At 60.4% G+C, this 12,089-nt stretch carries 12 protein-coding genes; 8 read left to right on the forward strand and 4 right to left on the reverse strand.

Annotation, left to right across the window (positions count from 1 at the left end):
• The 8 genes from U9R81_RS06090 to U9R81_RS06125 all read left to right on the forward strand — a co-directional run.
• Positions 1 to 1,939, forward strand: a 1,939-nt coding sequence (locus U9R81_RS06090) for a cyclic nucleotide-binding domain-containing protein (protein WP_322494621.1), incomplete at its 5' end; no start/stop codon positions are given.
• Between the two features lie 646 nt (positions 1,940 to 2,585).
• Positions 2,586 to 3,587 carry a LacI family DNA-binding transcriptional regulator gene (locus U9R81_RS06095; RefSeq protein WP_322494622.1) on the forward strand — a complete coding sequence of 334 codons (1,002 nt, stop codon included), beginning with the start codon at positions 2,586 to 2,588 and terminating at the stop codon, positions 3,585 to 3,587.
• A complete protein-coding gene (rbsK, locus tag U9R81_RS06100; protein ID WP_322494623.1) occupies positions 3,584 to 4,498 on the forward strand; it encodes a ribokinase in 915 nt (304 codons plus the stop codon). The genes U9R81_RS06095 and rbsK overlap by 4 nt, the downstream gene beginning before the upstream one ends.
• Positions 4,495 to 4,890 (forward strand): D-ribose pyranase, encoded by a 396-nt coding sequence (gene rbsD / locus U9R81_RS06105; protein ID WP_322494624.1) that lies wholly within the window; start codon positions 4,495 to 4,497, stop codon positions 4,888 to 4,890. Before rbsK ends, rbsD begins: the two co-directional genes overlap by 4 nt.
• A 30-nt stretch (positions 4,891 to 4,920) precedes the next feature.
• Positions 4,921 to 5,889 (forward strand): ABC transporter permease, encoded by a 969-nt coding sequence (locus U9R81_RS06110; RefSeq protein WP_322494625.1) that lies wholly within the window; start codon positions 4,921 to 4,923, stop codon positions 5,887 to 5,889.
• A 94-nt stretch (positions 5,890 to 5,983) separates the two neighbouring features.
• On the forward strand, positions 5,984 to 6,913 hold the full coding sequence (gene rbsB, locus U9R81_RS06115) for a ribose ABC transporter substrate-binding protein RbsB (protein ID WP_322494626.1): 930 nt from the start codon (positions 5,984 to 5,986) through the stop codon (positions 6,911 to 6,913).
• 51 nt (positions 6,914 to 6,964) lie between these two features.
• Positions 6,965 to 8,458: a sugar ABC transporter ATP-binding protein gene (locus tag U9R81_RS06120; RefSeq protein ID WP_322494627.1), complete on the forward strand. Its 1,494-nt coding sequence runs from the start codon at positions 6,965 to 6,967 to the stop codon at positions 8,456 to 8,458.
• A gap of 5 nt (positions 8,459 to 8,463) precedes the next feature.
• Positions 8,464 to 9,411 carry an ABC transporter permease gene (locus U9R81_RS06125; protein WP_322494628.1) on the forward strand — a complete coding sequence of 316 codons (948 nt, stop codon included), beginning with the start codon at positions 8,464 to 8,466 and terminating at the stop codon, positions 9,409 to 9,411.
• Positions 9,412 to 9,432: 21 nt separating this feature from the next.
• Here U9R81_RS06125 and U9R81_RS06130 read toward each other — a convergent pair whose 3' ends face one another.
• The 4 genes from U9R81_RS06130 to U9R81_RS06145 form a co-directional block, all read right to left on the reverse strand.
• Positions 9,433 to 9,840 carry a hypothetical protein gene (locus U9R81_RS06130; protein ID WP_322494629.1) on the reverse strand — a complete coding sequence of 136 codons (408 nt, stop codon included), beginning with the start codon at positions 9,838 to 9,840 and terminating at the stop codon, positions 9,433 to 9,435.
• The gene (locus tag U9R81_RS06135) at positions 9,833 to 10,036 is read right to left on the reverse strand and encodes a hypothetical protein (protein WP_322494630.1); all 204 of its coding nucleotides are present in this window, start codon (positions 10,034 to 10,036) and stop codon (positions 9,833 to 9,835) included. Before U9R81_RS06135 ends, U9R81_RS06130 begins: the two co-directional genes overlap by 8 nt.
• 45 nt (positions 10,037 to 10,081) lie before the next feature.
• Positions 10,082 to 11,071, reverse strand: coding sequence for a signal recognition particle-docking protein FtsY (gene ftsY / locus U9R81_RS06140; protein ID WP_322494631.1), 990 nt, complete (start codon positions 11,069 to 11,071; stop codon positions 10,082 to 10,084).
• Between the two features lie 69 nt (positions 11,072 to 11,140).
• A complete protein-coding gene (locus U9R81_RS06145) occupies positions 11,141 to 11,932 on the reverse strand; it encodes a lipase (protein WP_322494632.1) in 792 nt (263 codons plus the stop codon).
• Positions 11,933 to 12,089: the final 157 nt, after the last annotated feature.

The following is a 12,089-nucleotide window of genomic DNA, read 5'->3' on the forward strand; positions in this document are numbered from 1 at the left end:
CGCGTTTGGCGCGCTGGCGGTGACGGTTAGCATCTTGCCGCTGCGGTTTGGGCTGAGTTGGGAAACCGGCATAGTGCTGACCACGCTGTGGGTCGCGGCAGTCGTTGCGCAATGGTACTTGCAACGCGACTATGAAGGGGCGTGGATCGGGCGGGCGCTGGCTAGCTTCTTGCTGATCAGCGTGATCGAAATGGTGGCGCAGGCGGGATATTTGCTCGCTCCTAACGCGGTACGGCTCTGGTCGGGAATGGAGATTGCCGGCTATGCACTGCTGCTCTTGGCCGGTTTTGTCGCGCTGCTCGATGTTGATCTACACCAACAGCGCAGCGGTGAATTGATCGCTAGCGCCTTCTTGCTCACGCTTGCCTTTCCCGCTGGCGCGATCGCCGCCGAACTCATCCGCGTGGCGCACCCCGAATATAGCCCGTTGTGGGCTTTAATTGCCGCTGTCCCGATCTATAGCGGCGTGATCGGGCAAGCCTTGCTCTTGCCGTTGCTCATCAGTTTGCGCGATGCGCGGCTTTTCTGGAGCTGGCTGTTACTCTGGTTTGGCATTCTGATTCAAATCGGCAGCTATTTGTTGGAATTATTGCCGGTGTGGCGAAACACGCCGCCGGCGCTGGCGCTGCTGGTGTTGGCCGCCGGCTTGTGGGCAGCAGCGTGGGCGACCCACCTCGTCACCTTGCGCAGCATCAGCCTGAGCGGGTTGAGCTGGCCGTTGCAACCGGCATTGGGTGAGAAGGTGCGGCTGCAAGACTCCTTCCGCCACGTGTACATCGGTATGTACCGCCTGTTGCGCGCAAACTACGGGGTGCAACGCACCAGCGCGCTTGATAACCGGATGGATGTGCTGGCGGCGACGGCCAACTGGGAAATCACCTTTGACCGGGATCAGGTGCGGATCAGCCCAACCGTACTGGAAATGCCGCTCGATGCGCAGGCCGCGCGTTATGCCGAGATTCTGCGTTACACCATCACGGCGCTGGAACAACTGGCAGGACGGGCGTTTGCTCGCCGCGCGCTGCTGGCATCGTATGACGCCTTGCCGTGGCCGGAGCGCGAGGCGCTTGACCGGCACTGCCTTGCCCAGATGCCATGGGCCAACGAAATCTCGCAGGCGTTTGGTGACGCGCGGGAAGCGCGCCTCCGCTTGCTGCGCCGGATTGAGCTGTTTGCCACCTGCGACGACCACGAGTTGCACGAGCTGGCGGCAGCCTTTGTGCCGCAACGGGTGGCTGCGGGCGAGATATTGCTGCGCGCCGGCGAACCGCCGCGCGGGATTTGGGTGATTGAGGCCGGTGAAGTGCTGGAACGGCATGGCGACGCTGTGCGCGAACTGCACCGCGGCGACTATTTTGGCGAGTTGCAAGGGCAAGGGGGGACGGAGTGCGAATATCGGGCCAGCATTGAGAGTGATCTGTTGTACTTGCCGGCGAGCGAATTGCAACGGATGCTGCGCGAAGCGGCGCCGCATACTGCGGAAGGGGCTGAACTGCTGAACCGCATGCGACTGCTTGAGCGGGTGCCGTTGCTGGCTGATGTGCCGCGCGCCCAACTGCGCGATCTAGCCCGTAACGCCGAACAGATCACGGTTGCCCCCCGGCAGGTGATTATCCGGCAAGGTCGGGCGAGCGGGAAACTCTACATTATTGCGCAAGGTCAGGTTGCTGTGTTGCGGCAGGAAGAGACTGAACGCGGGCCGAGCGGGCCGGCGCGATTGGTGGCGCGGCTTGGCCCAGCGGAATTTTTTGGCGAGATGGAGCTGCTGCGTGGGACATTGCCGATCGCTAGCGTGGTGGCGATCACGCCGCTTGAGCTGATTGCCATTCCGCATCAGGCAGTGGCGCAGTTAATCTTGGGCGGCGACCGGCTCACGCGCAAGCTTGAACAGATTAGCAGCGGGCGATTGCTTGAGCTGAAAGTGCGCGGCGGGAGTTGACCGCAGCGGGCGCGAGGAGGTTTTTTTACCGCAGAGAACGCAGAGGGCGCAGGGGGTAAACGGGGCGCCAGCCCTCCACGCTCGCCCCCTTCCCTCTCCCCTTCGCGTGCTTGGCACCCGTTGCGGCTTTGGCAAGGCCCCACCCCTCCCCCGCTGGGGGAAGGGTGCGGCTGGCAGGAGTATGTCTGTACCGTAGCGAACGCGGAAGGGATTCTTACCGCAGAGAACGCAGAGTTTGCGTTTAACCTCCCTGCGCCTTTGCCTCCTCTGCGGCTTTGCGTTGGCAATGCCTCTACCCCCGACCCCTCCCCCGCTGGGGGAGGGGTGGACGGAACATTTGGTCGAGTATAACCATTGATCGCTGTGCAATGCCTCAAAGCTTAGCTCTGCTCCCCTCTCCCGCGCCAGTGGGAGAGGGGCTGGGGGTGAGGGCGAACCAGCGCATCGCAACGCCATCAATTACATCTGCGCTCATACGTTCTGTCCGCCCTTTTCCCGCTGGGGGCGGGGTGCGGCTGGCAGGAGTATGGCTGTACCGCAGTGGGCGCAGGAATAGTTTAGCTTTAGCCTGAACGGTGATTGACTCAGGCCCAATGTTCGGCTACACTGGTGCGCAAACGATTGCGCAAACGATTGTGAAACAAATATGACGACAATTCGCGAAGTCGCGTTACGAGCTGGAGTCTCACCCTCAACGGTCTCGCATATCATTAACAATACGCGCTTTGTCGCGCCGGAAACGCGCGAGCGGGTATTGGCGGCGATGGCTGAGTTGAATTACCGGCCAAATGTGCTCGCGCGCTCGCTGCGGCGGGGGGAAACGCGCACCCTTGGCTTGATATTGCCCGATAGCGCGAACCCGTTTTTCGCCGAAGTGGCGCGCGCGATTGAAGATGCCGCTTTTCGGGCCGGTTATAACGTCATTCTTGGCAATACGGAAAACGATCTTGCCCGTGAGCAAGTGTATGTTGATGTTTTTGTGCAAAAGCAGGTTGATGGGTTGATCTTCGTGGCGACTGGCGATCAAAGCCCGTCGCTCGAAGAATTGCTGCAGCTACAACTGCCGGTGGTGGTGGTTGACCGGCAACTGTCCGGTCTGCAGGTTGACTCGGTGTTGACCGACAATTTGCAAGGCGGATTGTTAGCCACCCGCTATCTGTTAAGCTGGGGCCATCGCCGGATTGGCTGCATTACCGGCCCATCGCACCTCACCCCCAGCGCCGAGCGGGTGGTCGGATACCGGCAGGCGCTCGCCGAAGCGGGCCTAGAGATTGATGAACAATTGATCCGGCGCGGTGATTTTCACCCGCATTCAGGGTACGCCCTCACCTACGAATTGTTGCGCCTTGACCAACCGCCAACGGCGCTGTTTGTCTGTAACGATATGATGGCGCTCGGCGCGTTGCGCGCGCTGGCCGAAGCCGGCCAGCGCGTGCCGGCTGATTGCGCGGTGGTCGGGTTTGATGACATTGAGCTCGCTTCATACGCCAATCCGCCGCTCACTACGATTCGCCAAGACAAAGCCGCATTGGCCGTCACTGCGGTGCAGTTTCTGCTTGAGCGGATCGCAGATCCCGGCCTACCGGCGCGCACGCATCTCGTCGCGACCAGCTTGGTTGAACGCCAATCAGGAGGAGTATGCCGATGACCCCAACAATCATTGTGGTGGGTAGCTTGAATATGGATCTGGTTGTGCGCGCGCCGCGCCTCCCGCAACCCGGCGAAACGCTGATTGGCAGCGATTTTCAGATCTTTCCGGGGGGCAAAGGGGCGAATCAAGCGGTCGCAGCGGCCCGGCTCGGCGCGCGAGCGCGCATGATCGGACGGGTCGGGGTGGATGCGTTTGGCGAGGCGTTGCTGACCGCCGCCCAAAACGATGGCGTTGATACAACCTTTGTCCAGCGCGATCCCGATCACCCGACCGGCGTGGCGCTGATCACGCTCGACGCGCACGGGCAAAACACGATTGTGGTGGCGCTAGGCGCCAATATGCAAGTGAGCGAAGCTGATGTGGAACGCGCCGAAGCCGTCTTTGCCGGCGCGGATGCGCTGTTGATGCCGCTCGAATGCCCGCTGGAGGCGGTGATGGCGGCGACGCGCCTCGCGCGCAAATATGGGGTGAAGGTCATTCTCAATCCGGCGCCGGCCCGCCCATTGCCGGCTGAGCTGCTGGCCCAACTCGATTACCTTACGCCCAACCAGCCGGAGTTGCAAACATTGGCTGGAGGTGAAACTGATGTAGCGGCAGCGATTGCGAAGCTGCGCCAGCAAGGGGTGAAGAGTGTTGTGGTAACGCTGGGAGAGCACGGCGCGCTGCTAGTGAGGGACGATCAATCGGTGCAGCTACCGGCATTTCAGGTGCCAGTGGTTGATACCGTAGCCGCTGGCGATGCGTTTGTGGCAGCGTTTTGCGTTGCGCTGGCCGAAGGCAAGCCTCCCCGCGAAGCCGTGCGGTGGGGCAATGCCGCCGGTGCGCTGGCCGTGACCCGCGCCGGCGCTCAGCCTTCGTTGCCGTCACGGGTGGAAGTGGTGCGGTTGTTGGAGGTGCAGGCGATATGAAAAAGACCTTGTTACTCAATACAGCCCTTTCAGAGCTGATCGCCAGTCTTGGTCACGGCGACATGGTGGTGATTGCCGATGCCGGCCTGCCGATCCCACCTGAAACGCGCCGGATCGATCTCGCCCTTTGCCGGGATATGCCCCCGTTTCTCGACACAGTACGCACGGTGTTGAGCGAAATGCAGGTCGAGCGCGCGATCATCGCCGAAGAGACCGGACGCCACAGTCCCCATATTCGTACTGCGCTGGCGCAGATGTTATCGGCAACGCCATTGGAAGAGATGAGTCATGCTTCGCTCAAAGAGCTGTGCCGGCAAGCGCGCGCTGTCGTGCGCACCGGAGAGTTTACGCCGTATGCGAATGTGATTTTGGTGGCTGGGGTCGTGTTCTAGCGACAATAGCGAGCAGATAGGGAACCGAGCATGCGATCATTCCCGTTGAGCAGCGATCGCTTCGATCGTCGCACATTTGGCCAACGATTTGGACTGGCGCTGATCTTTATCTTGTTGATGCTGGCGCTGGCGCTCCTCTCTGACCGGTTTTTGACGCCGGCCAACTTGACGAACATTCTGCGCCAAACGGCCATCAACGGCATTATCAGCGCCGGGATGACGTTGGTGATCTTAACGGGAGGGATCGATCTCTCGGTGGGATCGGTGCTGGCCTTATCGGTAACGATCGGCGCGGCATTGATGAAACAGGGTTGGCCGGTTGAGCTGAGTGTGCTTGCTGCATTGGCAACCGGCGCCGGCCTTGGCTGCATCAATGGCGTACTGATTACGTTGGCGCGCATCCCACCCTTTATTGCCACGCTTGGGATGCTGACGATGGCGCGCGGCCTGACGCTGATGTACACCCAAGGCCAGCCCATCACCGGTTTTCCGGCAGCGTTCCGTTGGCTTGGTATCGGTGATATTGCTGGCATCCCCGTGCCAATCGTGCTCATGCTGTTGGTCTTTGTGGCCGGCGGGATCTTTCTCTACCGCACCAGCTTCGGCATGCAAATCTATCTGCTCGGCGACAATCCCACGGCTGCTCGCCTGACCGGGGTACCGGTCAACCGGCTGACGGTACTGGTCTACACCATCTCAGGGTGCTGCGCCGCCTTAGCCGGTTTAATTCTGATTGCCCGGCTTGACTCGGCCCAACCAACCATCGGCCTTGGCTACGAACTCAACGCGATTGCGGCGGTTGTGGTCGGCGGGGCTAGCTTTAGCGGCGGCGAAGGCGGGTTGGTGGGCACCTTGCTGGGTGCGCTTTTGATTGAAACGCTCAACAACGGTCTCAACCTGCTCAATGTCTCATCGTTATGGGAGCAGGTGGTGAAAGGGGTGGTAATTGCGCTGGCCCTGCTGCTCTATCGAGCGATTGGCTCGCGCAATAGTCGATAGCTGAACGGAAAGGAGGGCTTATCGCAGTAACGGTAGCTTGTTTCTCATCACGCAAACGTTTTCGTCCTGATACCATCAAGGAGGATTGAGAGCAATGAAGCACCTGATACAAATGATCGTCGCACTGGCACTCATCACGCTCGCCGCCTGTACCAACACCGGCCCGGCAGCCTCACCGACCGCAGCGCCGGCGCAAGGCGGCGGCGAGATCACGATTGGAATCGTCATTTCTACCCTCAACAATCCCTTCTTCGTCACCTTGCGCGACGGCACGCAGCGCGCCGCCGATGCAGCCGGCGTCAAACTCACGATTGTAGATGCCCAAGATGACTCGGCCAAAATGATCGCCGGGATCGAAGACCTCATCACCAAGAAAGTCAACGCCTTGATCATCAACCCGACCGACTCGGACGCGGTGGTGCCGGCGATTCAGAAAGCGAACGCTGCTGGCATTCCGGTCTTCACGGTTGATCGCGGCGCCAATGGCGGTACGGTGGTGAGCCACATTGCGTCGGACAACGTGGCCGGCGGACGGATGGCGGCAGAATTCCTCTGCAACGCGATTGGCGGCAAGGGCAAAGTGGTGGAATTGCAGGGCATTGCCGGCACCTCGGCGGCCCGCGATCGCGGCCAAGGCTTCAATGAGTATATGTCAGCCTCGTGCCAAGGCGTCGAGATTGTCGCCCAACAGACGGCAGACTTCAACCGCGACCGCGGTCTGCGCGTCTTCGAGAACATCTTGCAGGCCCAGCCGGAAATCAACGGCGTCTTCGCCCACAACGACGAGATGATACTCGGCGCGATTCAGGCGGCGGAAGCGGCAGGCCGCAGCGGCATCGTCTTTGTCGGTTTCGACGCAATCGACGATGCCACCAAAGCGGTGCAAGAGGGCAAATTGGCGGCCACCGTCGCCCAACAACCGGATCTGATGGGCCAGATTGCGGTTGAAACAGTCGTCAAGTACCTGAAGGGTGATAAGGTAGACGCCTCGATCCCGGTGCCGTTGAATCTGGTGACGAAGTAGGCCTTGTAGCCGGTCCGGAAGCTCTCGCTGCTTCCGGACCGTTCTCTATCTATGACAAGCGCAACTCCACGGCTCAAATTGATCAACGTTTCCAAGGCATTTCCCGGCGTACAGGCGGTAAAAAACGTCAGTCTCGAAGCCTACGACCAGCAAATTTTGGCCTTAGTCGGTGAAAACGGCGCCGGAAAATCCACCTTGATGAACATCATTAACGGCGTCGTCCAACCCGACAGTGGATCGATCATACTCGACGGAACGGAAGTCCGCATCGACTCGCCGCGCCGCGCGCAAGCGTTAGGGATCACGATGATTCACCAAGAGTTAGCGCTGATCCCTGAACTGACCGTCGGGCAAAATATGTTTCTCGGCCGCGAACCGAGCCGGGGTGGATGGATCGACTGGAATGAACTGTACCGCCAAACGCAACAGGTGCTTGATCGCCTCGGCATTACGATCTCGGCGCGGGCCAAAATCGCTGAACTAAGCATCGCCGAGCAGCAATTGGTGGAAATTGCCCGCGCGCTCTCATATCGAGCGCGCCTGATTGCGCTTGACGAACCGACGAGCTCGCTCACCGATCGCGAAACCGAGATCCTGTTTCGCTTGGTGCGCCAACTGCGCGCCGAAGGGGTCGCGTTGATCTACATTTCACACCGCATGGAAGAGATTTTTGCGCTAGCCGACCGGATCGCGGTGATGCGCGATGGCGAACTGATCACCGCCGGCCCGGCGCGCGAGTTTACCCCGCAGCGGGTCGTGCAATTGATGGTTGGGCGTGAACTGCAACCCTCGGCTCCACAACCGGCCGAACCGCGCGGCGAGCCAATCTTGCGCGCTACCAATCTCGTTGCCGGCAAAGCCGTGCGCGGCGTTTCCCTGACCCTCCATCGCGGTGAAATCGTTGGCATGGCCGGCTTGGTTGGCGCCGGACGCACCAATGTCGCCCGCGTGTTATTCGGCGCCGGCCGGCTCGATCAGGGGGAAATCTGGTTTGAGGGCAAGCCGGTATCAATCCGCTCACCCCGCGATGCCATCCGGTTAGGGATTGGGTTAGTGACAGAGGATCGCAAAGCGCAAGGCCTATTTCTCAAACAGAGCGTGCGCAATAATGCCGGCGCCGGGTTGCTCGAACGGCTGTCCCGCTTTGGGTTCGTCAATTTCCGCGCGCTCACCCAACAGGTCAGTGACTTAAGTGCGCGTTTGCGGGTGCGTACCCCCTCGCTCAACCAGCAAGTGCGCAATCTGTCGGGGGGTAATCAGCAAAAGGTGATTATTGCGCGCTGGTTAGCGCTGCAACCAAAGGTCTTGATCCTCGATGAGCCAACTCGCGGCGTTGATGTTGGCGCTAAAGCGGATATTCACGCCCTGATTCGCGAGTTGGCCGCGCAGGGCATGGCCATTTTGATGATCTCTTCGGAATTGCCGGAAATACTAGCTGTAAGCGACCGGATCTTGGTTATGCGCGAGGGGCGGATCACAGCGGAATTGAACCGCGCCGAGGCGACGCAGGATCGGATCATGCAAGCCGCCATCGGGCAAGAGTAAACGCCATGATGCACCTCAAAACGGTTTCGCTGAACCAGATTGGAACGTATCTGATTTTGCTGGTTATCTTGGTAACGTTTGCGCTCTTGTCGCCCCAATTTTTTACTGTCAATAATCTATTGACCCTCGCCCTGCAAACCTCGCTCGTGGCTCTAGTAGCGATTGGCATGACCTTCACAATCATTACCGGCGGGATCGATCTATCGGTCGGTTCAACTGCCGCGCTGGCCGGAGCAATCGCTGCCGGGATTGCCGTCCAGCTTGGCACGTATCCGGGATTGCTCGCTGGCATCGCAACCGGGTTGGCGATTGGCGCCCTCAATGGCGCTTTGATTGTATGGGGCCGGCTGCCCCCGTTTGTGGCCACATTGGCTAGCATGGCGACCGCGCGCGGGTTGACGCTGGTCTATACCCAAGGCCGGCCCATTGCCGGTCTTGATCAGGCGTTTACCTTTTGGGGCAGCGAGTCGTGGCTTGGAGCGCCGATGCCGGTCTGGATCTTGTTGATCACGGCGGTGATCGCGCACCTCATTCTGCGCCAAACCCGGCTCGGCTTGCATCTCTACGCGATTGGAGGTGGCGAAGAGACCGCGCGGCTTGCCGGCGTGAACGTTGGATGGATCAAATTCAGCGCCTACCTGATCAGCGGGTTATGCGCCGCGCTCAGCGGGATTATTCTCACTGCGCGCCTGTGGTCGGCCCAACCCAACACCGGCATCGGCCTTGAACTTGACGCCATCGCCGCGGCGGTGTTGGGCGGCAGCAGCCTCGCCGGCGGCGCTGGCGGCATTCCGGGAACGATCGCCGGATCATTCATTATCGGGATGCTGGCGAACGGTCTCAACCTGCTCGGCGTGCCATCGTACCATCAGCAGGTGATTAAGGGGGCCATTTTCGTGATCGCAGTGGTACTTACCGGCGGCGTAGGGATGGCAAACAAAAAACGGGCCTAACCACTTGCCGTTCGCCACCCCTCACGGCAACACAAAGATCTGGATCTCGCCGTTGCGCGCGTTGCGGGCCGTGATCCGGTAACGAATCTGGCCTTGCTCGTCGCTGCGAATCGGGCCGCTGCGGGTTACTTGCGTCCCCGGACGGCTGGCGAGCACGAAGGAGACCGCACCGTCGGGTTGGATGAGGTCGATCTGCACATCACCCGATTCGACTGCGACCATAACAATGGCCTGCGCTTCGGTGTTGGCCGGCAACGCCGGCACCCGGTATTCGTCGCTGCCCTCGGCGCTGACGAAGGTGGTCAGGATATTGGCGGCACTGCCTTGTAAGGAAACAGTGGTCTGCTCGCCACTGATGAGCATACAACTGGCGAGCAGCACCGTACAAGCGATTAGACAGAGGGAGGCGATCAGCCGCCGATCAACCATACGACTCCGGACGGTAATCGACGGTGTAGGTCTCTTCTTCGGGCACCAGTTCTACTCGCAGTGGTTTACGCGAGACGAGCCGGATGCTGACGCCGCAATTACGGTTGGCGCAGACGACCTGCCCACCAACGGGCACATAGGGAAAGATGGCAAGTTTTTGCTTACAGGATGGGCATTTGACAATTTCGACCGACATAGCCCTCTCTCACAGTACGGGCACAACGCTATTGTGCCGCTCCCGTTACCCCTTCACCGTTTTAGGTTCGGCAAATAGTGCATCAACAAAGGTTTGCGCGTCGAACAGCGCCAGATCGTCGAGCTTCTCGCCGGTGCCGATATAGCGGATCGGGCGTTCGATGTCTTGAGCGATGGCGAAGGCGATCCCGCCCTTGGCGGTGCCATCCATCTTTGTCACCGCAACATCGGTCACGCCGGCGGCCTTAAGAAAGGCTTTGGCCTGCAACACCCCGTTCTGGCCGGTGGTCGCATCGATCACGAGAATCGTCTCGTGGGGCGCGCCGGGCAGTTTGCGAGCAATAATGTTGCGGATCTTCTCCAGCTCTTGCATCAGGTTGTACTTAGCATGCAAGCGACCGGCGGTATCAACGATCAAGATATCGACATTTTGCTCAAGCGCGGCATCGATTGCCTTATACACTACTGCCGCCGCATCAGCGCCTTGGCCAAGACTCACGCACGGCACGCCGGCCCGCTCGGCCCACGTCTCAAGCTGCTCGGTGGCTGCAGCGCGGAAGGTATCGCCAGCGGCGAGCAGCACCTTCTTGCCGAAGCGGTTCTTGTAGCGGTGCGCCAATTTCGCGATCAGAGTCGTCTTGCCGGCCCCGTTCACGCCGACCACCAAAATCACATACGGCTTGGCGTCAGGGCGCTTCTGGCCGGCATATTCGGCAAAGGTGCGCACCATTTCGGCCTTGAGCATATCACGCGCTTCACGCGCTTTCTTGACCCCGTGGCGATTGACGCGGTCGAGGGTGCGGTTCACCAGATATTGGGTCGTCTCAAGCCCGACATCGGCTTGGAGCAGCGCCTCTTCCAGCTCATCCCACAGTTCATCGGTGATCGGATCGTCGTTCGCAAACAGTTTGGCAATCCGGCCAAAGATGCCCTGTCGCGATTTTTCCAGCGACGCGGCGACCTGCTCCTCTTCGCGGACAGCTTCTTCTTCGCTCCGCGGCGCGTCTTGGGCGCGCCCAAAAAGACGACGAAACATACGGTTCCTCGCTGTATTCCCTTCACCCCAACCCTGCTCCAAAAAGAGGGGATGAGCAAGGTCATGGTGCTATGCTCGTGATTTGGCGGCGAGACGCTGCGCTGCAACGTCACTAGATTGATTATAGCCGATCGCGCCGGCTGGTGTCGCAGCATAGGCAACGGCGGCCTGCCACCAGACTGCGACGGTGGCTGGGCTAGAGCCGTACCAGAGCCGGTCGGGACGCGGGTCGTGGCGCAGGCCGGGGATGATGATTTGTAATGAGCCGGGCAGAAGACCGTGGTGAAGCGGCGTCACGCCATCGCCCCATTGCGCGCCTTCGCCGCTGATGAGACGATAGCTCTGGTAGGCGCCGCGTTCGGGTGGCAGGCCGTTGGGATCGCCGAAGATGCTGCGCCCGATCACACTCACGTATTGCACATCTGGCCAATACGCCCCCGGATAATGCTCGTCGGCCCAGCGAGTCTGGTTGAGGCCGCCGATGCGGCCTTCGCGTTCGGTGCGCTGCGGCGTGCCCAATGTGATCAGCATATCGACACGGTGATGGCCGTGGTAAGCGCGCCCGCGATAGGGCTGGTCGCCGAGGAAGATGCGGGCGAGCACGCCGCCGGCGCTATGGGCAACCAGCGTGACGCGCGAGCTGCCGGTTTGGGCGATGAGATCGTTGACCGCGCGATCGAGCTTGCGCAGCAGCTCGGCGTAGCTGTCGGCGAGCGCCACCCATGCCCAGTCGAGCCGGTTGATGGGCGCAATAAAGACGGGCCGTCCGCTCACCTCGGCAAGATGGGCGCGCAGTGGTTTGTAGAGTTGGGGATCGCTGGCGAATCCGCCAACGATCAAGATTGGTGCAGTATTCATCATGAGTAGTATACTACGAACAGGTATTGCACAGCAATTGCAAGAATATGTTACTGCAGAGGTCGGGAGGAGGGAAGAGCCACAAAAAGACACAAAAGGCACAAAACGTTTTTGTGTCTCTTTGTGGCTCTCACCTCCCCTCCCCCAGCGGGGGAGGGGG

The organism is Chloroflexus sp., from assembly GCF_034435895.1.
In the GTDB taxonomy this organism is placed as follows: domain Bacteria; phylum Chloroflexota; class Chloroflexia; order Chloroflexales; family Chloroflexaceae; genus Chloroflexus.

What these genes read in the sequence shown, in the direction of transcription:
- U9R81_RS06095 (WP_322494622.1), top strand. Translation starts at nt 2,586, where the DNA reads ATGACGACAATTCGCGAAGTCGCGTTACGAGCTGGAGTCTCACCCTCA.
- rbsK (WP_322494623.1), top strand. Translation starts at nt 3,584, where the DNA reads ATGACCCCAACAATCATTGTGGTGGGTAGCTTGAATATGGATCTGGTT.
- rbsD (WP_322494624.1), top strand. Translation starts at nt 4,495, where the DNA reads ATGAAAAAGACCTTGTTACTCAATACAGCCCTTTCAGAGCTGATCGCC.
- U9R81_RS06110 (WP_322494625.1), top strand. Translation starts at nt 4,921, where the DNA reads ATGCGATCATTCCCGTTGAGCAGCGATCGCTTCGATCGTCGCACATTT.
- rbsB (WP_322494626.1), top strand. Translation starts at nt 5,984, where the DNA reads ATGAAGCACCTGATACAAATGATCGTCGCACTGGCACTCATCACGCTC.
- U9R81_RS06120 (WP_322494627.1), top strand. Translation starts at nt 6,965, where the DNA reads ATGACAAGCGCAACTCCACGGCTCAAATTGATCAACGTTTCCAAGGCA.
- U9R81_RS06125 (WP_322494628.1), top strand. Translation starts at nt 8,464, where the DNA reads ATGATGCACCTCAAAACGGTTTCGCTGAACCAGATTGGAACGTATCTG.
- U9R81_RS06130 (WP_322494629.1), bottom strand. Translation starts at nt 9,840, where the DNA reads ATGGTTGATCGGCGGCTGATCGCCTCCCTCTGTCTAATCGCTTGTACG.
- U9R81_RS06135 (WP_322494630.1), bottom strand. Translation starts at nt 10,036, where the DNA reads ATGTCGGTCGAAATTGTCAAATGCCCATCCTGTAAGCAAAAACTTGCC.
- ftsY (WP_322494631.1), bottom strand. Translation starts at nt 11,071, where the DNA reads ATGTTTCGTCGTCTTTTTGGGCGCGCCCAAGACGCGCCGCGGAGCGAA.
- U9R81_RS06145 (WP_322494632.1), bottom strand. Translation starts at nt 11,932, where the DNA reads ATGATGAATACTGCACCAATCTTGATCGTTGGCGGATTCGCCAGCGAT.